Genomic DNA, 20288 nt, shown 5'->3' on the forward strand with positions numbered 1-20288 from the left:
GCTTCGCCTGTAAAGCCGAAGCTGGCCGATGCAGCTAGCGCAGCTTCACCCGCTGCAACCGCAACGCATTGAGCGTCACCGATACCGAACTGAGCGCCATCGCGGCACCCGCTAGCCACGGCGCCAGAAACCCCGCTGCCGCCACCGGAATGCCGATGGTGTTATAGGCAAGTGCCCAGAACAGGTTCTGCCGAATATTGCGCATCGTGAGCCGCGACATGCGAACCGCGCGCACCAGGCCCTTGAGATCGCTGCCCAGAAGCGCCACATCGGCCGTTTCGATCGCGATGTCCGAACCACCGCCCATTGCGATACCGACGTCTGCTGCGGCCAAAGCTGGGGCGTCATTTATTCCATCCCCAACCATTCCCACATGTCTATCGCCGGCTTTAAGCTCAGCAATGATGCCTGCCTTACCTTCTGGCTTCACGCCCGCGTAATAGCGGTCGATACCGGCTTTCGCTGCAATCGCCGCCGCGGTGCGCTCGTTGTCGCCGGTGATCATCACGGTTTCGACGCCGAGCTCTTTGAGTTCAGCAATCACGGCGCGTGCTTCAGGGCGAATTTCGTCGGCAATTGCGATGAGTCCGGCAATCGTCGCGTTACGGACAACTGCCACGACTGTCTGGCCTTCAGCTTCGAGCGCGGCGGTTTTTTCGGCGAACGCGGCGAGATCAAGACCACGCTCGGCGATGAAGCGGGGTGAGCCGATCAGCACCGGCGTGCCCGAGAACATCGCCTCGACACCGCCACCGGGCGAGACACGAAAGTTCTGCACTTCGGCGAGGGTGAGCTTGCGCTCGTTCGCGGCGGCAACCACTGCCTGTGCCAGCGGGTGTTCGCTCAACTGCTCGACCGACGCCGCCATAGCCAAAAACTCCGCTTCGTTTTCGCCAGTGACGATCGCCGTCACCTTGGGCTCGCCGCGGGTAATCGTGCCGGTCTTGTCGAGTGCGATGATCTGCACGCCACCTGCATGCTCGAGGTGCACCCCGCTGCGAAAGAGAACCCCCGCCTCGGCCGCACGGCCCGAACCCGCCATGATCGATGTCGGTGTCGCGAGGCCGAGCGCACACGGGCAGGCAATTACGAGCACCGCAATAGCATTCTCGAGCGCCCGGGCAAAGTTGCCGGTATCGACAATGAAGTACCAGGCGACAAATGTGGCAACGGCAACCAGCAGCACAGTCGGAGTGAAAACCGCGGAGACACGGTCGGCAAAACGCTGTATCGGCGCGCGCGCACCTTGCGCCTCTTTGACTGCCCGCACAATGCGCGCGAGTGTCGCATCTTTGCCGACCTTTTCGGCGCGAATGCGCAGTGACCCGAGTTGGTTGAGGGTGGCGCCGATAACGGCATCACCTGCCTTCTTCTCAACGGGCATACTTTCACCCGTGATCATGGCCTCGTTTACCGCAGACGCTCCGTCGATGACAGTGGCATCCACCGGGATAATTTCACCGGGTTTCACGCGCACAACATCACCGACGCGCACCTTTTCGATCGGTACTTCGAGCACTGCCCCGTCGCGTTCGACGAAGGCGCTCTTCGCCTGCAGGTGCATCAGCTTGCTGATCGCCGAAGAGGTTTTACCCTTCGCGCGCGCCTCGAGCAGCTTGCCCAAAAGAATCAGCGTAATGAGGACTGCGCTGGTTTCATAGTAAAGCTGCGCGTGTCCCCCGTGCTGCAAGGTCATCCACAAGCTATAGAAGAAAGCGGCTGACGTGCCCAATGAGACCAGAGTATCCATATTGGCACTCTTGTCTAAAAGCGCACGCCAGGCGCCGGCGTAGAAGCGCGCACCGATAATGAACTGCACCGGCGCGGCGAGCACAAGCTGAAACCACGGGTTCATAAGAATCGCGGGCATCGGCAAAAAAGAGATGCCAAGGTGCGCGACCATGGTGTAGGCCAATGGCAGCGACAGAAATGCCGAGACGAGCCACAGGCGAAATGTGTGCACGTACTCGCGGTAGCGTTCTGCGGCGCGCTGGTCGCTTTCTTCTTCTTTTTGTTCTGCCGCGCCGTAGCCCAGCTGCTCGACTTTACCGATCAGCTGCGGCAATTCACAGACGGCCTCGTCATACTCGACCGAAGCCGTCTCCATCGCGAAGTTGACCGTCGCCGACTGCACACCGGGAAGTTTGCTTAAACCTTTCTCAATCCGCAGCGCGCAGTTGGCGCAGGTCATGCCCGAAATATCGAGCGTCTTTTGCTGGCTCATATTGGCCTCAATTTTTCACCGAGTAGCCATTCTCTTCGATGGCCTCGCGGATTTTCGCCAGCTGGTCGGTGCTCTCGTCATAGGTGATGTGCGCTACGGCGGCCACACGGTCGGCTTTGCCCGTGGCGCCGGCATCGCGAATAACCTCTTCGACCGTGCGCTCGCAGTGCCCGCAGGTCATGCCCTCAATTTTAAGTTCTATTTCTTTCATATATCCCCCTTACGAACAGACACCCGGCACTGCCGAATATTACAGTCAATTCGCGGGTACTTCACATTTTTTTTCTGCTATCCGGTGTAATGCACAGTTGTGGCTTTTAAGTCTTTCCAAAATATGCCCCGTATGCCCTCTGGAGGCAGATGCGCTGGCGCCTCTTACCTATCATTTTCGCCTGGCCATTGACTGCGGGCTTTTCGCTCGATATATTTGTCTTTAACCCAGAAAGCAAATCGGGCCAGACGCAGTCCGCGCGGGTGAGTCTCGTGCGCTTTATGGCGGCAGAGGGCATCGAAGCGCAGGTGTCTCTTTTTGCCAACGCCATCGACTTTGAGCGCGCCGTCGCCAGAGCGAAGCCCGACTATGCAATCGTCGCATCGTATTATTACAGCGCCGCCGCAAAAGACATGCAATGGCGGGCGCTGCTTTCAGGGCATCGCAACGGCGAAGAAGCTTTTCGCAAGGTCTTTATGGTCGATCAGTCGGTGGGCAAAGCGGCAGATCTGAAAAACAAAGCGGTAGCAACGACTTCTTTTGGTGCCGCGACCTTTAGTTTTGTCAGCGCACAGTTCTTGCAGCCGCTCGGTCTCAATGCCTCGCAGGTGCGATTGATCACAGTCTCGAAAGATATCGATGGCCTTATGGCTCTCGCGGTCGGCCAGGTGAAAGGTGCGATTGTGACTCAAGACAGCATTGAAAAACTGAAGTCGATCAACGGCGCAGCGCTCGAGTCGATGAAAGAGCTGCGCAGGTTGCCTGCGATTCAATACCCCAAGTTGGTACAGTTTCAGCAGGCACAGGACACGGCAAAATTACGCCAGGCATTTCGCCGGCTGACGCTCAGCAGCGAAGGTGCCGATTTTCTGCGCTACCTGGGCATCACGGGATTTCAATAGGAGTGAGTATGCATACGTTATTGCGCGCATTAGCAATCTGCCTGCCGATGGTACTAAACGCGGCGACTAAACCCGTCTATGTATTTGTCACCGACAGCGACATACGCCAGTTTGAACAGGTCGTGCAGGGTTTCGCCGAAAGTTATCCGCAGGCTTCGATTGAGCGCATTAACCTCGACGGCAAACCTGATAAGGCAGCCGTAAGGGCATTCGTCGCACGGCACAAACCCGCGATGATCATCGCGCTCGGCAGCATTGCCGCCACGACAGCCGCCTCACTCGACGGCAAGACTCCGGTCATATTTGGTATGGTATTGAACCACCGCCGCTATGCGCAGCTAAAAAAAGCGCACGTCGCGGGTGTGTCGATGGAGATTCCCGCGCAGGCATGGCTTACGCAGTTTCGGCTGCTCTACCCTGACCTGAAGGCCATTGCCGTGCCTTACAACCCCGACGCTTCGGCTGAAATCGTGCGCGACGCAACGGCCGCTGCCCAGAACCTGAAAATAGGTGTGTGGGGCGTGCCACTCGCAGACCCAAATACCGTTGGTTCAAGATTAGAAGCCGAAAAGCCTGAAAACTTTAATGCGCTTTGGATGGTCGCCGACTTCAAACTCTATTACAACGAATCGACTGCCTTTGGCCAGCTGCTCGAGTTTTCGCTGCTGACGCGCAAACCGCTGATGGGTGCATCGGAAGCATTTGTCAAAGCCGGCGCGCTCTTCTCGGTATCTATCAACTACCAAACCCTCGGGTCGCAGCTCGCACTGGTTTCCCGGCAGATTCTCGAAGACAAACTGACGCCGGCCGCAATCGGTATTCAGGCGCCGATTGGCACGTTTACTGTTGTTAACAAGAAGACTGGCCGCGAGATATTCGGCGATAATTTCAACGAAGACCTGTTTGGCAATGCCGACAAGGTTTATCCCGAAGAAGAGTAATACGTGCTGAATAGCTTTTACCGAATACGCAACTTTTACCGCAACCTGAAGATCAGGTACAAGTTTTTTCTGACTATGGCAGTCGTGCTCATGATCGCCGTGCCCGCGCTCTCTTATGTCTTTATCAGCCAGTCTGAACAGCTGCTGATTAAATCGCTCGAAGAGCGCATTGAGCTTTTGAACAGTAACTTTTCGATTCTGACGCGCAACAGCCTGCAAGAGAATAGTTTTTCTTTTTTGCAGGGTATGGTGCGCGATGCTGCTTTGCGGCAAAAAGAAGTACGGGCGCTGGTCATCGTGAATGCCCGCGGCACGATCATCGCGACGAACAATGAGAACGATTATCCGCTGTTCGGCGATCTGCGTTCCATGCACCCTGGCGACCTTTTTCGCGGCGGCAAGAATGTGCTGCGGCGGCTCAAGCGCGAGGGGGTCATCGAAAGCATGCACCTGATACACGCGGCTGCACCCACCGAAGTCGCCGAGAAGACAGAAAGCCGCGAGATTGTCGCCACCCTTTACGTCGTCGTCACAACCGATTTTCTCGAAAACTCGGTGCGCAATCTCTGGCTCTATTCGCTGTTGCTCACGCTCGTTTTCACGACCCTCGCGTTTTTCACCGCCTACCGCGCCGGGCTGCACCTCGCGCGCCCGATCACGCGCCTCGCGCAAGACGTTCAACAGATCGCGTCAGGAAATCTTGCAGTGAAGATTGAGCCCGGCAACAAAGACGAGATCGGGCAGCTGATATCCGATGTCGAGCGCATGCAGGCATCGATTCTGCGCATGCTGTTCGAGGTCAACGAAGGCAAAGAAAAAATACAGGAATACGCAGACCACCTCGAAGACATGGTCAAAGAGCAGACCGCAGAGCTGCGCGAGACGCTCGAACAGGTACAGGCGCTTAAGAACCAGCAAGACGCGGATTATTACCTCACAACACTGCTCGTCGAACCATTGCGGGTCAACCTTGCGAACAACAAGAACGTCAACGTGCAGTTTGTCGTGCGCCAGAAGAAACGGTTTCCGTTCAGGCAATGGACAGTCGAAATCGGCGGGGATATATGCATCGCCCATAGCATCGAGCTCAGGGGCAGCCAATTCACAGTTTTTATGAACGGCGACGCGATGGGCAAATCAATTCAGGGCGCAGGCGGCGCGCTGGTACTCGGCGCAGTGTTTCAGTCGATTATTGAACGCACGCGCATGACTGAGAACGTCAAGAGCCTGCCACCCGCAGAATGGATCAAAGCGACGTTTCTTGAGCTATCCAAAGTATTTTTGAGTTTCGACGGGGCCACGTATGCTTCGCTCGTGCTGGGCGCGGTCGATGAAGAAACCGGCGACATGTTTCACATTAACGCCGACCACCCCCGCATCGTGCACTATCGCGGCGGTCAGGCAGAATTCATCGATTCAGAATTTCGTCTCAGGCGCCTCGGCTTTCAGATACCCGAAGATACGGTGGTCGTGCGGCAAACGAGACTTCTGCCGGGTGACATCGTGATCGCGGGCTCAGACGGCCGCGACGACATCATTCTCGGCAGTGTGGAAAACAATACCGAGATCAACGAAGATGAAGGTCTGTTTTTGCGCCACGTGACGGCGACGCAGGGCAATCTGAATGAAATTCTGAACCGCATCGTTGATTCGGGCCAGCTGACCGACGACCTCTCGCTGCTGCGCATTCACTTCCATTGATTTTTCTGGCGGCAAGCCGCCAGAAAAATCAAAATTTGTATCCGGCGGTCAGCCAGATGCTGCGCCCCTCGAGCGGGTGCTGCGTCGGGTAATAACCGCCGTCTGCCGTGCGTATGCCAGGGTCGAACACCAGTTGATTGAAAAGATTTCTCACCATCAACTGCAGATAGAAACCCTGCACCCCGACATTCTCCCACCGAATATTCGCGTGCAGCAGAATGTAGCCCGGCACGCTGCGCACCGGATTCATCGCAATCGTCTCGCGCTCGTGCACGTAGTTGACGCGCATGTGCAGCGATAGGTCTTTCATCAAATAATAGGTCGTACCGACATTGAAGTGGTGCGGAGCGATGTTGGGCATACGGTCGCCTGCTGCCGTAGCGGGGGTGGTGGCGATCGTCGCCGGCAGGTCAAAATAGCGCCCGGTCGTGTAGGTGTAGTTCGCAAACACATTGAGGTCGCGCATAAGCTGCAGGTCACTTTGAAACTCGACGCCGATAATCTCTGCGTTACCGACATTCTGGTTTTGGTTGTAAAACCCGGTTGTCGGCTTCGCCGTGCTGGTCTGCACCTCTAAAAGCAGCGAGGTGATGCGGTTGTAATAACTCTGAATACCGAAGTAATACTTCTTTTTTAGTCGATAGCCTGCGCCCAGTTCAAAGGCCATGAGCCGTTCAGGGCGAAGCCCGGTGTTCGCGAGCCTGTTGCTCGTGGCGTTGAAAAGCTCCCATGCGGTGGGGGCGCGAAAGCCGGTGCTCGCGAGCAGTTTGAATGTCAGATCTTCGACAGGGCTCAAGACTGCGCCCAAACGCGGTGTATGCGAATTACCCGAAATGGTATTGTGGTCGAATCTATATCCCCCTGTGAGCGCCAGCATGCCAATCGGTTTATAGACCTGCTGAATGTACGTGCCGTAGTTCTGGTAGTCATATCGTGTCGTTGCACCATAACCCGTCGGCACAACCGAATGGTTCACCTCGAAGCCGAGCGTCGTGTTGGCGCGGTCGCTGTGGTTGTAGGTAAGTTTCTCGCGCACTTCATAAGCATAGTCGGGCCGAGAGTACGACGTATAATAGACCAGGTCACCGGGCCGTTGATACAACGTAGGCCCTTCTTTGCCCGTCTGCGCCGTCTGGTCGTGGCTTGAACTCAAGACATCGGTATGGCGCACGATCACCTCGCTGTCGAGGCTCAGCTGTTTTGTGAACTCGTTGATGTAGCCGAGGGCAAACGAGTTGCTGCGAAAATCCCATGCTGAACCGCCGACACCGCCGGCAGTTGTGTCGATACTCTGCGTCGCGTTGGCGAACGTGCCAAGGCCCTGCAGGTATTGCCAGTTTACTGTCTGAAAACGCAGATTACCTTTGGTGAATTTTGCAGAGATATTGTACGTATCTTCTTTCGAGTTGTCATAGACGGGCGACCAGTAATAACCCTTGCCCTGGGCATCGAGATTCTGCACGTTACGAAAGTCAGGCCCTTTTGTATTGTAATAATATCCACTCAGGCTGTACTTCACATCGGCCGCGCGGCCGCGCGTGTAGAGACTTAGAGCTCCCCCTAAGTTTGTGAAAGAATTGTTGTAAGAACCGCCGGTGAGCGCGACCTCTGAGCCTTGGTCCTGATCGTTCATGATGACATTGATAATGCCATTGAAGGCGTTCGCCCCGTAGAGCGCCGAGGCGGGCCCCGCAAGAATTTCGATGCGCTTCACATTGTGCAGCGGAAAGCGCAGGCTGCCTGCGAGCATCGCGTTTTCAGAAATGTTGTTATCGGGCACACCGTCGATGTAGAGCAGACTACGCTGGTTATTGCCGACAAGGCCGCGCTGGTGTACCACTTCGGGAAAAGTACCGTAGGTGTGCTGAAAGTCGAATCCGGGAACGTCGTGCAACGCTTCTGAAAGTGTGCGGTAGCCGCGTTCACGAATGTCTTTGTCGGTAATGACGTAGACTGCGGCCGGCGCTTCTTTGAGTTTCACTTCGCTGCGCGTGACGGTCACGACGACCTGATTTTCGAGATAATAATAACCGAGTTCTTCGGTGGCGTTGGTTTCTTGCGCCTGAAGGAACTGCGCACCCAAGACGGCGAAAACAATTGCAAACCAACGAATGCACCGCATGCGGAAGCCTAAGCGGGCACCACGCCTGCGTCAACGGCTTTTCGGCAATTGACTTGCCGTGAAATCGCTTTCGCGATTTCACGATAAGAGACACGGAATGCGCGTAAGACTTTGCGCAGGAGACCGACTCATGAGCATGATCTGGAATAAAAAATACGGTGTCATAATGGTGCTGCTGGCAGTTTCATGCCAGACCCTCGCCGCCGCGTGGGTACGCGCGCCGGGTGAAACACTGATGGCCTTGGGTGTGAGTTATACATCCGCCAACAAGGTTTACGACGATGCGGGCAACACCCCCGGCATACCGCGCTTTACAGAAATTGCAACAAACTTCTACGGCGAGCATGGCGTCAGCGAAAGGTTAACGCTCGGCGCGATGCTGCCCGTGCTCAACCTGCATTCGGCAGAAAACACCACGCTGCTTGCGAATGAGCGACGCCATACCGGCATCGGCGACAGCGTTGCGAGCGGCCAGTATTTGCTCGTTCAGGGGCCGGTGCTCGTCAGTGCGGGGCTCGACCTCGGCCTGCCGACCGGCAACAAGAACGCTGCGATTGCTACCGGTGACGGTGAATTCAGCTTCATGCCAAAAGTTTCAGCCGCTGGCGGATTTCAGATCGGTCTGCCGGTTTTTTACCTGCTCTCGACCGGTTACCATAAGCGTACTGTCGGTTTTTCTGATGAGATCTATGGCCAACTCATGGGGGGATTTCGTGCGTCTTTCGTCACCTTCATCTTCAGTCTCGAGGCAAGGCAGTCTTTAAAAAACGGTGACGCAGGTTTGCTCAGCACAAACCCGCTTTACTACAACAATGCGAGCTTTTTCAGCTACGCACCGGGCATTGTGCTGCATGCCGGCGAACGTCTGGCATTCAATCTGTTTTACAAGAGTGGCTTTCTGGTGCGCAACATTCTCGGCGCCCCATCGATCAGCGCGGGTGTGAGTTATGTTTTTTGACCTTCGAGTATGTTCACGCGTACCATGAAGCCCTGAACGCCTGAATTAAACTCGCGAGAGCCGCAGCGTCTCGCGTGCAATCATCATCTCTTCGTCGGTGTCGATCACATACGCAGCGACCGAGTTCGGCGCGCTGATTAATCCTTCTGCCGAAGGAGACTGATTTCTTTCAGCCGAAAGGGTAATGCCCAGGTGTTCGAGACCAGACGCAATGCGCCGGCGTATCTCAGGCGAATTCTCGCCGATGCCACCTGTAAAAACAATTGCATGCGGCATACCCCAGGTGAGGTATGCACCCAGGTATTTTTTCGCCCGCGCACAGAAGATATCTCTCGCGAGCGCAGCCTGCTCATCGCCGGCATCGGCGCGGCTCAAAAGCTCGCGCATGTCGCTTACACCGCTCAGCCCCAAAAGACCAGACTTCTTGTTGAGCTGCGACTCCACTTCGCCGGCAGTGAAGCCGGTGGCCTGCTGCAAGAACAGCGGCACCGAAGGGTCAAGATCTCCGCTGCGCGTGCCCATGACAAGCCCCTCGAGCGGGGTGAAGCCCATGCTCGTGTCGATACTCTGGCCATTTCGCACCGCGCAGACACTCGCGCCGTTACCCAGATGCAGCGAGATGGCGTTGAAATGTGCGTAATCGATCTGCATGACCTTTGCGCATTCGCGCGTCACATATTCGTGCGAAGTGCCGTGAAAGCCGTAGCGGCGAATGCCGTGTTGCTCTGAAAGTTTGCGGTCAATCGCATAAGTCGACGCGACAGCCGGCATCGTCTGGTGAAACGCGGTATCAAAAACCGCAACCTGCGGCAACGCTGTCACACGCCGGCAGTGCTCGATGCCCGCGAGGTTAGCCGGGTTGTGCAGCGGCGCAAAGACCACCATGCGCTGAATGGCCGCGATGACATCTGTCTCGACGACAACCGGGGCAGAATACGCCGTGCCGCCGTGCACGACACGGTGGCCTACGGCCAGCAGCTCATCGGTGCGGCAAATACCGGTGGAAGCGAGTTCTGAGAACAGGCGGTCTAATACCTGAGGCACGCTGAGCGAACCGATCGCTACCTCGGCAAGAGTCTTGCCACCCGCCTTGAGCACAAGCGAAGCATCGGCCTTGCCGATTTTGTCGGCGAGCGCCTTGGCTGTGCGCACGGGCACACCGGCTTCGATAACAAAGACATCCGCCTTGATCGTCGAAGAACCCGAGTTGATGACGAGGAGCTTTTTCATGCGTTCGCTTCGAGCACCTCAGCGAACGCTCCGTGAGGTCGCGCCCTGCGGTGCTCAAAGGCGTGCCCTGAGGTGCTCGAAGGGCACCGGTCAAAAATGCACTTTGCCAATTTTTACTCTCTTTTGCGCATTCGCCCCTGCGACGTAGACCGCGCAGGCCATGCCCATGAGCTTAGACTGCTTTGAGTCAGAGCGCGAAGGCAAAATCACCGGCGCTTTGGCACCGAAAATGAGCCCCGCGGTGGTACCGCCGGTAATATGCGCAAAGGCCTTCGCAACCGCATTGCCCGAAACGATGTCGGGCATCAGCAGAATGTCAGCGTTACCCGCAACCACCCCGCCGATCTTCTTATATTTCGCAGCAAGAGGATTTATAGCGTTATCGAGTGCGAGCGGCCCGTCGACAATGCCGCCATGAAACTGGTTACGGTCGCTCATCTTGGCAAGCAGCGCTGCATCGATCGTCGATTGAATACCGGGCGTCACAACCTCGACCGCCGAAACGGCCGCCACTTTGGGTTTTTCGATATCGAATATCTGCGCCAGCGCCACAGTGTTACTGATGATGCGCGCTTTTTCTTCGAGCGAAGGCGCAATATTCATGGCCCCATCGGTGATGAAGAGCAACCGCCCGAGATGCGTCGCCTCAAGTATAAAGACGTGGTTGAGCAAATTGTCGGCGCGCAGACCTACTTCTTTGTTGAGCACGCACCGCAGAAAATCGTCGCTGTGAATATACCCCTTCATGAAAATCTGCGCTTTGTTTTCGCTCACGAGCTGCACTGCCGCAAGCCCGGCTTTCATCGGGTCTGCCACGTTGATAATTTCAACGCCCGCGAGGCTGATACCTTCTTTCTCGGCCGTTGACTTAATGACTGCTTCGTCGCCCACGAGCACGCACTCGGCAATATTCTTCTCGCGCGCCATTTGCACGGCATGCAGAGTTTCAGAATCAGTACCTGACGCCACCGCAATCTTCTGCATCGGGTATGAATGAATCTTTTCTTCAACCTGAGTAAAACTTGTAATCATGAATCCCCTTGTGGCGTGAACGGCCGCTCCATAGACTCAAAACAAGGCCCATGCCGTAAAGCCCACGCGTGGGAATAGGCGACAAAATTGTCTTCAAATGAATATGCAGAGTGTCTCGTATACCCCCGATGGCACCTGAAAGCCGGGCGTGTTCGCTGAATCGCCCTAACGCAAGGAGCAGCCGCATGTTCTTGATTCTTTTGAATTTCCGTCGCCTCTCGAAGCTGTTCGCATTGGCTGCAATTTTGGTCGGCGACCTTGCGGCCGCCGATGTCTTTAAGCTCGAAAACCATTCTTACCCCGTTGGCCAAAAAACGCTGACAGGCCTGGAGTCAGGCACTATCAACCAGGGATTGATGGTGAAGGTTCTCAAGAATGGCCAACCCGCTGCAAATGAACTTGTTCGCTTCCATTTGAGCAATGCCGCAGGAAAGAATGCCGAAGTGAGCCCGTTAGAAGGGCGCACAGACAAAGATGGTATCATTAAAGCAACGCTCAGGATCGGTGATGCCCCTGGCGAGTACCTGGTCGAAGCTTTTCACAATGGCAAACTGGAAACACCCCCCATCCAGATTCGCACCAAGGCCCTGCGCGGTGGCTGGATCTTTTTTCTGGTTCTTGGCCTCTTTGGCGGCATGGCAATTTTTCTCTTCGGTATGGACGTAAGCTCCGAAGGTCTGCAAAAGGCCGCCGGCGACAAGATGCGCGTCATTTTGGGCAAGCTGACGAACACGCCCGTCATGGGGGTTCTGGTCGGTACGGTGACTACCGCTGCGATACAGAGTTCAACCGCAACGACCGTTATGGTGATTGGTTTCGTGAGTTCGACGCTGATGACGCTCAAACAGGCAATCGGTGTGATTTTCGGCTGTAACATTGGTACAACCGTAACAGTACAGCTGATTGCGTTCAACATCAACGAATATGCGCCGTTGCTGATTGCGCTGGGCTTCTTTGTTTCAGTCATCTTTGGCGCGAAATCTCAGGCCCTCAAATTCGGGGGCGAGATTATTTTCGGCTTCGGTCTGATCTTCTTTGGTATGGGACTGATGAGCGAGGCGATGAGCCCCATGCGCTCAGTGCCCGCATTTACGAACCTGCTCGCCTCGTTCGGCGAAAACCCGTTTCTCGGCTTGCTCGTCGCAACCGTCTTTACCGGCCTGATTCACAGCAGCGGCGCCGCGATCGGTATTTCAATCGCACTGGCCACGCAGGGTATTCTGACCCTTAAAGCTGCAATCGTCATCGCGTTCGGCGCGAACATCGGCACGACAGTCACCGCGATGATCGGCAGCATGAAGGCCAACCGCGACGGCAAACGCGTTGCGCTGATTCATTTCATTTTTAACACAGTCGGCGTGCTTGTCTTTATGCCCTTTATCGGGCAGTTTACTGAGCTCATGAAATACCTGTCTGACAAGATGGAACCCGGCAATATTTCGCGCGCCATTGCGAACTCGCACATGTTCTTCAACGGCATCAACACCATCATCTTCTTGCCGTTCGTTGGACTGCTCGAGAAAGCTGTTCGAGCGATTATCAAAGACACCGGCCCGGCACCCACTGTCTTTAAGCCACAATTCATACAACCCAGTGATATCAAGTCGTCCAGTCTTTCGCTCGAGCAGACGCGCCGCGAACTCATGCGCGCAGGCCAGATTGTCTTTGATACCGTGAAGGACCTGGGCAACCTCTTTAATCCGCAGGCAGCGGTGGTAGCTGAAAGTCATATTGAAACGACGAACCGCCAGGTTGCGATCTTGTCAGATGCCATCAAACTCTACCTGCGCGACCTGACCAAGCTGACACTCACGAACAATGAATCGCGCGAAGCCACGTATTACCTCCACCTCGCTGAAGACATGCGGCAGCTGGCCAACTCACTCCAGATGGAGGTGCTGCCCGTCATGAAAGGAGCTACCGACAAGTACAGCACGTTCAACGAAAACCAGAAAAAAGACCTGGAATTCCTGCTCAGCAAGATCGCCGAACTTCTCGAGAAGAACCTGCAGGCGTTTGAAACGAAGAACATACCACTGGCCGAAGAATCGGGCCTGCTCTACAAGAAACTAAAATTCATGTCAAAAAAAGTCCAGAGCCAGAACCTCGAAAGTCTGCTTTCGGCCACCGACCAGGACAGTGCCGCAATGAACACGTTCGTCGACGTGCTCGACGGGCTGCGTATCGCTGCAACCGATGTACACCAGATCAGCAAAACGATTCTAGAAAATCAGGATTAATATATGGACATTCAAAAACTACTCGGCGAATTTGAACTTTTCAAGGGTCTTTCAGAAACCGAGCTCGCGCTCATCGGGGCTAAGGCTTTCAAGGTCGAATTTGCCGAGAACGAAGAGATCTTTCACGAACAGAGCACCGAGTCAGACCTGTATATTCTCACCGAAGGACGCGTGCAGATTATCGGCGCACTCGGCAAAACCGACAGTGCGACGATACACACCATTTTGCCGGGTAAACTCTTTGGCGAATTTGCCTTTATCGACGGCCAGCCGCGTTCTGCGACTGCGGTTGCGATACAGAAAACAACAGTCTTCAAGATACCGAGCGCAACGCTCTATGAAATATTCGAGCAAGACAACCACATGGGTTATATCACGATGCGCAACCTCGCGCGCATTCTGGCCCGGCGCATTCGCCAGACCGCGCATGAACTGCGCTCAAGCCTAATGTGGGAAAGACACTAACGCATAATGAACGGGCAACACACGTTCATTATGCTACTGTCACGTCTTTGCAGAGGTAGACGTCTTGAATTGCGTTCAAGAGCGCCACGCCTTCTTTCATCGGCTTCTGGAATGCCTTGCGGCCCGAGATGAGGCCCATGCCGCCGGCTCGCTTGTTGATGACTGCAGTTGTGATTGCTTCTGCCATGTCGGTTGCACCTTTTGATTCGCCGCCCGAGTTAATGAGTCCCATGCGGCCCATATAGCAGTTCGCGACCTGATAACGCGTCAGGTCGATCGGGTTGTCGCTGGTGAGGTCTGAATAGACCTTTGCATGCGTTTTGCCGAACTTGAGCGCATTGTAACCGCCGTTGTTCGTGGGCAGCTTCTGCTTAATGATGTCTGCCTGTATGGTAACGCCGAGGTGGTTTGCCTGGCTCGAAAGGTCTGCCGACGTATGGTAATCCACACCATCTTTTTTGAACTCGCCGTTGCGCAAGTAGCACCAGAGAATTGTTGCGAGGCCGAGTTCGTGCGCGCGCTCGAACGCCTGCGCCACTTCGACAATCTGGCGCGCTGACTCATCTGAGCCAAAGTAGATGGTCGCGCCGACCGCGACTGCACCCAGTGCGGCGGCTTCTTCGACTGAGCCGAACATGATCTGGTCGAATTTGTTGGGGTATGACAAGAACTCGTTATGGTTAATCTTGACGATGAACGGTATCTTATGCGCATATTTGCGTGAAACCGCTGCGAGCACACCGTAGGTCGACGCAACGGCGTTGCAGCCGCCTTCGATTGCGAGCTTCACGATATTTTCGGGGTCGAAATAGATCGGGTTGGGGGCAAAAGACGCGCCAGCGGAGTGTTCAATGCCCTGGTCAACGGGCAGAATCGAAACATAGCCAGTATTCGCCAGACGGCCATGGCCGATAATCGACTGAATTGAGCGCAATACATTGTTATTGCGGTTCGTTTGCGCGTAGATCGTATCGACGACGTCGCCCGTAGGCAGGTGCAAAGCTTCTTTATGAATCGTCTCGCACTTGTGTATCAAAAGGCCTGCATGCGGGCCGAGTTGCTGTTCAATGTCGTTGAGGGTGAGTGCCATGGGAAAGGGTATATATTTATGACAGGGCGGCAAGCGCGATGCACATTGCGCTTATTTCATATCAAGATACTTTACCGGCACGAGTCGGTGTCCCAACATATCAACCGCAACCGGAATCGCCTCAAGCAATGTGTAGCCGATAAGCGGCTCATCGAGGCCGTCAATGAAAGCGATATCTGCGCTTGTAGGTCTGAAATCCGCGACCTGTACGATGAAGCCTGCCCCTATCTTCACGGGCACAAACCACGCAGCGGTCACGCTTTCGGCGTCGTAGAGCTCCGTTGACTTAAAGATATTCTTGTATTTCGAGGGCAACGCCATGATGGAAGCGCCCATGTCGACAAGGGCATCCACCTCGACTTTTTCGTCTTTATTGACAAACGATTGAATTTTGACACGCTGAACGATACGACCCATGGTTGAATCCGACTCGGCAAAAACGGCCCGTCAACTGAATTATCTGAGCACGAACATACCGAACACCGCCAGAAAAAGATAGAACGCAATCGTGGCGGCGCCCGGGTAATCTTTTGCAATGCGCTGCCCGGCGAAGAGTTTCAGCAGCGTGACAGCACAGAGCATCAGCCCCCAGAACGCGGGCATAATCGAAATGCCCGCGAACACGTAGACCACACCCACCGCGCAGAGTGCCGCAGACAATAGCTCAAGAATCGTTATCGCAATCAGAGCTGGTTTCACCACGCCTTTCAGAATCGTCTTGCTGAAATGCGCAGTCATCCATTCGAGGTTGCCGCGAAAATCGAAGACTTTATCGAGCCCCGACTGCGTGAACAAAATTACCATGAGAAGCGGTACCAGCGAGCGCACAAGGCCAAGCTGCCAGAAGGGGTCGTTTAAAAATTCCATGTGGCAGCGGCCGCGCGATCTGCCGCTGTGTCAAGCCATGCGCCTCTGCCGCCCGGCGATTCAGATGCCCAGCAGACGTTCGACTGTCTGCAAAGTGAGTGCACGGTCTTCAAATGGTAGCAGATGCCCGGTGCCGGGTAAGCGTATCAATGAGGATTTCTCATTGTTACGCACAATACGCCGGGCGACGCGGGTCGGGCACACATTCGAATGCGGTGGCAGCACGAAGTGTGTCTCGGCGCGAATTTTTCCCAGTTTAAAAAGGTGGCCGTAGTTCGTCTGCGAGAAGATTTGCGCCTCGACCTCGGGCAGGCAGCACAGTATCGCTCCTTCTGCATCTTCTTTGATACAATAGTCGACGTATGCCCTCACCGCTTCTCTCTGCCAGTTTTTGTTCGCCGGATGCCGCATGAAAATTTTGAGTGCCTGGTCTTTGTTCTTGAAGTCGGCGCGGCGACCGAGCGCGGTGCGCGCCATCGGGTTGCCAAAAAGTTTCACGTAGGTGATCGCGAGAAACCCGAGCACGACCGGGTCGAACAGAATGAGTTTTTCCAAGCGGTTCAGGTCTTGAATCGCCGCGCGCACGAGGCTGCCGCCGCCGAGCGAATGGCCGATCGCCGAAACCTTTTGCCAGCCCCTGTGGTCAAAGAACGCGAGAATCTGGTCGCTGAAGAAATTCCACGAATTGAAATCGAGCGTGCTGTCTGATTCGCCGTGACCGGCAAAATCGAGGGCACAGACATGATAACGCTGGCTCAGAGATTCGATCAGGTAGTCGTACATACCCGCAGCGTAGCCATTGGCATGCGCGATAAAGAGTTTGGGAGAACTTTCGCGGCCTGCTTCGAGGTATGAAAGCTTGAGGCCCGAAAATCTGAAATGCGAACGACGCATATGCCACAATTCACCGGGCTGACAGGGTGCAATTACTCATTTACGGTGCGTCTTTCTGTCAAACTCGCGCTTATGGACGTTGGCGCAAAAGATTTTGAAGTAAGAGTGATCATCGAGTCTCAGACGCGCCCCGTGCTCGTCGACTTCTGGGCAGAATGGTGCGGCCCGTGCAAGGTTCTCACCCCAACGCTCGAGGCGCTCGAAGCCGAATACGCCGGCAAGTTCGCGCTTGCCAAAGTCAATACAGAGACCGAGCCCACGCTCGCGCAGGCGTTTCAGATTCGCAGCATTCCCGACGTGCGTATATTCAAAGACGGTAAAGTTGTCGGTGGCTTCGTCGGCGCGCAACCCGCTGCCGCGATTCGCAACATTCTCGACGAGCACATTCCCTCGGCGGAGTTTGAGTCTCTGCTCGCACTTGCTGCGAACAAACCTGCAGAGGCCTTGCCGGCACTGCAGCAGGGCAATACCAAAGGCAGGCGGCGGGACGATGCCGCGTGGGCCATTGTGCGCGGTGCGCTGCAGCAACCTCAGGTGGATTTATCGCTTCTACGCGCTGCTGTGACCGAAATTGCCGAGTTTGGCTCAGCCCACTCCGAAGCCCGCGGTGCGCTCTTGGCATACCTTGACGCAAATATTGATTCCAAGACCCTGCGCGCACTCGTCGAAGGCGAAGAGGCCACGGCAACGGGCTACCTCGAAAATCTGCTCGAAAAGATCGAAGCAAGCAAGAACCACGCAACAGAAAAAGGCCTCATGATTGCGGCGTTTCACCTGCTCGGCAACGAAAATCCGCTGACGCTCGATTTCAGACGCAAATTATCCCGCGCATTGTATTAATTTTGGGAGTTGAGCAAGCTCAACTCCCAAAATTCATTTATACATGACGGGCGGTCTTGCCCGCAGGCACAGGTAGCCATGCGTTGGTCAGTAGCAATCGGAGAATTCAAGGGTATCAAGGTCTATATACACTGGACCTTTCTTTTATTACTCTTCTACATTGGTTTTGCCAACTACCGCCAGACAGGCAGCACCGATCAACTCTTGCTCTCGCTTGCTTATATTCTCACCCTTTTTGCCTGCGTCGTGCTGCATGAATTTGGCCATGCGTTGACAGCGAAGCGCTTCGGCATCAAAACGCGCGACATTACACTTTTCCCGATCGGTGGCATGGCCCGCATGGAGAAAATGCCCGATTCGCCGAAACAAGAATTGCTCGTGGCGATTGCCGGGCCGATGGTCAATGTCGTGATCGCCGGTGCCCTGTTTGCCTACATGCATTTTTCACCCACGGTTTACACGATTGGTTTTCCCAGAGGGCCGATGACGGCTGAGATGTTTATCCCCACTCTTTTTCTGGTGAATGTGGTGATGGCGGTCTTCAACCTGATACCGGCTTTTCCGATGGATGGCGGTCGGGTGTTTCGCGCATTGCTCGCGATGAAACTCGAGCGCACGCGCGCGACGCAAGTCGCGGCGAATGTCGGTCAGGTGCTCGCGATTGGCTTTGTGTTTCTGGGCCTCTTCTATAACATCTGGCTTGTATTCATCGGCATCTTTATCTACCTCGGCGCAGGCGCTGAGGCAAGTCAAGAATACGTGAAGCGCGACCTTTCGGCCCACCGAGTCGGTCACCTGCTGATGACGAAGTTTACACTGCTGCGCGCCGAAGCTCCGCTTTCGACCGCGCTCGCCGCGCTGCTCGACAGCCAGGAACGTGAGTTTCTTGTCACCGAAAACGGCGAAGTCGCCGGAGTGCTGACGCGAGACGCGATGCTCGCGGGGCTCAACCAATTCGGGCAGAGTGTCGCGATCGGCCAGATCATGCGCCGCGAGATACAATACCTGCCGCCGCAACTGCCGCTCACCGAGGCGCTGCAGATTCTGACAGAATCTAACCTGCCGCTGCTGCCCGTTGGGTACCCGGGTCAACTGCTCGGCGTTATCGATCTAGAAAATATCAGCGAGTTTCTATTGATTCAAAAGGCAACGCAGCCACCTCAGGCAAGTTAATAACTCTTGACATTCCCTTGACCGAGTGCTATAAAAACCCATGCCCGCGATTGCAATTATTGGCCGCCAGAACGTGGGCAAAAGCTCTCTTTTTAATGTGCTGCTCGGCCACCGCAAGAGCATCATTTACAACCAGCCAGGCGTCACGCGCGACCTCATTACCGAAAAGGTTCCGTGGGGTGAAGGCACCTGGACACTCACTGATTTTCCCGGGTTCGAGAGCGAAAAAAAAATTAAAGATGATGCACTGACTCTCGCAGCGATTCGCGCGGCCGAAAAGCAGCTCGAAAAGTTTAACCTCTTGCTGTTCGTCGTCAAACGCGGTGGGCTCACAACCTATGAACAAGATCTCGCGAGCCGTCTGCGCCGCGCGAAAAAACCCGTGTGGCTCGTCGTCAATTTCATCGACGACCCGCAGCTCGAGGCCGAAGCGAGTGAATTCTACCGGCTCGGTTTTCCCGAACTCTTTTTCGTCTCGGCGCTCAACCACCGTAACATCGGCGAGTTGCGCGAACGCATTCAGGCGCAGTTCAAGTCGGGCAGCAAGAAGGTAGATCTACCCCGAACCGAAGACGGCGATCATAATGATACTGCCGACGACGTGCTCAAACCTGACCTAAAATTGGCGATTCTCGGCAAACCCAACGCAGGCAAGAGCACCCTGTTCAATACGCTCACCGGCAAAGAACGCGCGCTCATCTCACCCGTGGCCGGCACGACCCGCGACAGCATCAACGAATTCTTTCATTTCGAGGGCAAGCTCATCGAAGTCGTCGACACCGCAGGCCTAAGGCGCCAGCGCAATGTCGTCGAAGACGTCGAATCGATTAGCGTCAAGCGCGCGCGTGAGGCGCTTGAAGCCTGCGAGGTCGTCTTTCTCGTGATGGACTACAAAGAGAATCTCGATAAGCAGAACAAGACACTCTTTGCCCTGATCGCCGAGGCCGGCAAACCCCTGATAGCGCTCATCAATAAGTACGATCAATTTCGCGAAGACAAAGAGCTCAAGGCCGAAGTCGCGGTCGAAGTCGAAAAATCGCAAAAAGCCTTTTGGAAGTTTCCCTGGTTTTTTGTTAGTGCCGAGACGGGTGAAAATTGCGTTAAAGCAATCACCAAAGCCTTTGAGTTGCGCCGTCAGGTGGTCGAAAAAATCGGCACGCCCAAACTGAACGCAATTTTGAAAGAGCTCGCGAAGAGCCATGTGCTCGCCAACCAAAACATTAAGCTCAAATACATTACGCAGGGCAATCCGTTGAATCGGTTTATTCTGTTCACGAATAAACCGGTAACCATGCCGGTGCGCCGGCACCTGAACAATGAGCTGCGCAAACGCCTCGGCATGACCGAAGTGCCGATTCTTTTACAGGTGCGCACTGAAGAAAGAAAGAAAAAATAACC

General features: G+C 55.1%; 18 protein-coding genes. 9 read left to right on the plus strand and 9 right to left on the minus strand.

Translation table 11 applies throughout. The features are described from left to right. Nucleotides 1-34: 34 nt before the first annotated feature. Nucleotides 35-2224: a heavy metal translocating P-type ATPase gene (locus TURPA_RS03035; protein ID WP_014801807.1), complete on the minus strand. Its 2190-nt coding sequence runs from the start codon at nt 2222-2224 to the stop codon at nt 35-37. 7 nt (nt 2225-2231) lie between these two features. Next, a complete protein-coding gene (locus TURPA_RS23070; RefSeq protein WP_014801808.1) occupies nt 2232-2435 on the minus strand; it encodes a heavy-metal-associated domain-containing protein in 204 nt (67 codons plus the stop codon). Nucleotides 2436-2584: 149 nt separating this feature from the next. Here TURPA_RS23070 and TURPA_RS03045 point away from each other — a divergent pair, with 149 nt between their 5' ends. The 3 genes from TURPA_RS03045 to TURPA_RS21335 are packed head-to-tail and all read left to right on the plus strand — an operon-like array spanning nt 2585 to nt 5979. Further along, on the plus strand, nt 2585-3337 hold the full coding sequence (locus TURPA_RS03045; protein ID WP_014801809.1) for a PhnD/SsuA/transferrin family substrate-binding protein: 753 nt from the start codon (nt 2585-2587) through the stop codon (nt 3335-3337). A gap of 8 nt (nt 3338-3345) precedes the next feature. Next, a complete protein-coding gene (locus TURPA_RS03050) occupies nt 3346-4278 on the plus strand; it encodes an ABC transporter substrate-binding protein (protein WP_014801810.1) in 933 nt (310 codons plus the stop codon). Nucleotides 4279-4281: 3 nt separating this feature from the next. Beyond that, nucleotides 4282-5979 carry a SpoIIE family protein phosphatase gene (locus TURPA_RS21335; protein ID WP_014801811.1) on the plus strand — a complete coding sequence of 566 codons (1698 nt, stop codon included), beginning with the start codon at nt 4282-4284 and terminating at the stop codon, nt 5977-5979. Nucleotides 5980-6007: 28 nt separating this feature from the next. On the opposite strand, the gene TURPA_RS03060 is transcribed toward TURPA_RS21335, so the two are convergent. After that, nucleotides 6008-8101, minus strand: a complete 2094-nt coding sequence (locus tag TURPA_RS03060; RefSeq protein WP_014801812.1) for a TonB-dependent receptor plug domain-containing protein — start codon at nt 8099-8101, stop codon at nt 6008-6010. Nucleotides 8102-8231: 130 nt separating this feature from the next. On the opposite strand from TURPA_RS03060, the gene TURPA_RS03065 reads away from it, so the two are divergent. Then, complete coding sequence (locus TURPA_RS03065; RefSeq protein ID WP_014801813.1) at nt 8232-9059, plus strand: hypothetical protein; 828 nt, start codon at nt 8232-8234, stop codon at nt 9057-9059. Between the two features lie 45 nt (nt 9060-9104). On the opposite strand, the gene TURPA_RS03070 is transcribed toward TURPA_RS03065, so the two are convergent. Both TURPA_RS03070 and TURPA_RS03075 read right to left on the minus strand, forming a co-directional pair. Then, entirely contained in the window at nt 9105-10289 is a 1185-nt protein-coding gene (locus tag TURPA_RS03070) for an acetate/propionate family kinase (RefSeq protein ID WP_014801814.1), read from the minus strand. A gap of 90 nt (nt 10290-10379) precedes the next feature. Beyond that, nucleotides 10380-11321: a bifunctional enoyl-CoA hydratase/phosphate acetyltransferase gene (locus tag TURPA_RS03075; RefSeq protein ID WP_014801815.1), complete on the minus strand. Its 942-nt coding sequence runs from the start codon at nt 11319-11321 to the stop codon at nt 10380-10382. 185 nt (nt 11322-11506) lie between these two features. On the opposite strand from TURPA_RS03075, the gene TURPA_RS03080 reads away from it, so the two are divergent. Together TURPA_RS03080 and TURPA_RS03085 are read left to right on the plus strand one after the other, a co-directional pair. Next, nucleotides 11507-13561 carry a Na/Pi symporter gene (locus TURPA_RS03080; RefSeq protein ID WP_014801816.1) on the plus strand — a complete coding sequence of 685 codons (2055 nt, stop codon included), beginning with the start codon at nt 11507-11509 and terminating at the stop codon, nt 13559-13561. A 3-nt stretch (nt 13562-13564) separates the two neighbouring features. Continuing rightward, nucleotides 13565-14026, plus strand: a complete 462-nt coding sequence (locus TURPA_RS03085; protein ID WP_014801817.1) for a Crp/Fnr family transcriptional regulator — start codon at nt 13565-13567, stop codon at nt 14024-14026. 28 nt (nt 14027-14054) lie between these two features. Here TURPA_RS03085 and TURPA_RS03090 read toward each other — a convergent pair whose 3' ends face one another. Genes TURPA_RS03090 through TURPA_RS03105 form a run of 4 tightly spaced genes read right to left on the minus strand, consistent with a single transcriptional unit; the run spans nt 14055 to nt 16877 of the window. After that, nucleotides 14055-15116, minus strand: coding sequence for a class I fructose-bisphosphate aldolase (locus TURPA_RS03090; RefSeq protein ID WP_014801818.1), 1062 nt, complete (start codon nt 15114-15116; stop codon nt 14055-14057). Nucleotides 15117-15167: 51 nt separating this feature from the next. Then, nucleotides 15168-15533: a hypothetical protein gene (locus TURPA_RS03095; protein ID WP_014801819.1), complete on the minus strand. Its 366-nt coding sequence runs from the start codon at nt 15531-15533 to the stop codon at nt 15168-15170. A gap of 39 nt (nt 15534-15572) precedes the next feature. After that, nucleotides 15573-15983 carry a hypothetical protein gene (locus TURPA_RS03100; RefSeq protein ID WP_014801820.1) on the minus strand — a complete coding sequence of 137 codons (411 nt, stop codon included), beginning with the start codon at nt 15981-15983 and terminating at the stop codon, nt 15573-15575. A 60-nt stretch (nt 15984-16043) separates the two neighbouring features. Continuing rightward, nucleotides 16044-16877 (minus strand): alpha/beta fold hydrolase, encoded by an 834-nt coding sequence (locus TURPA_RS03105; protein WP_014801821.1) that lies wholly within the window; start codon nt 16875-16877, stop codon nt 16044-16046. Between the two features lie 72 nt (nt 16878-16949). Here TURPA_RS03105 and trxA point away from each other — a divergent pair, with 72 nt between their 5' ends. The 3 genes from trxA (at nt 16950) to der (ending at nt 20286) form a co-directional block, all read left to right on the plus strand. Further along, nucleotides 16950-17717: a thioredoxin gene (gene trxA, locus TURPA_RS03110; RefSeq protein WP_014801822.1), complete on the plus strand. Its 768-nt coding sequence runs from the start codon at nt 16950-16952 to the stop codon at nt 17715-17717. 78 nt (nt 17718-17795) lie between these two features. Then, nucleotides 17796-18890 carry a site-2 protease family protein gene (locus TURPA_RS03115; RefSeq protein WP_014801823.1) on the plus strand — a complete coding sequence of 365 codons (1095 nt, stop codon included), beginning with the start codon at nt 17796-17798 and terminating at the stop codon, nt 18888-18890. A gap of 40 nt (nt 18891-18930) precedes the next feature. Next, nucleotides 18931-20286, plus strand: coding sequence for a ribosome biogenesis GTPase Der (gene der, locus TURPA_RS03120; protein ID WP_014801824.1), 1356 nt, complete (start codon nt 18931-18933; stop codon nt 20284-20286). Nucleotides 20287-20288: the final 2 nt, after the last annotated feature.

The organism is Turneriella parva DSM 21527, assembly GCF_000266885.1.
Classification (GTDB): Bacteria; Spirochaetota; Leptospiria; order Turneriellales; family Turneriellaceae; genus Turneriella; species Turneriella parva.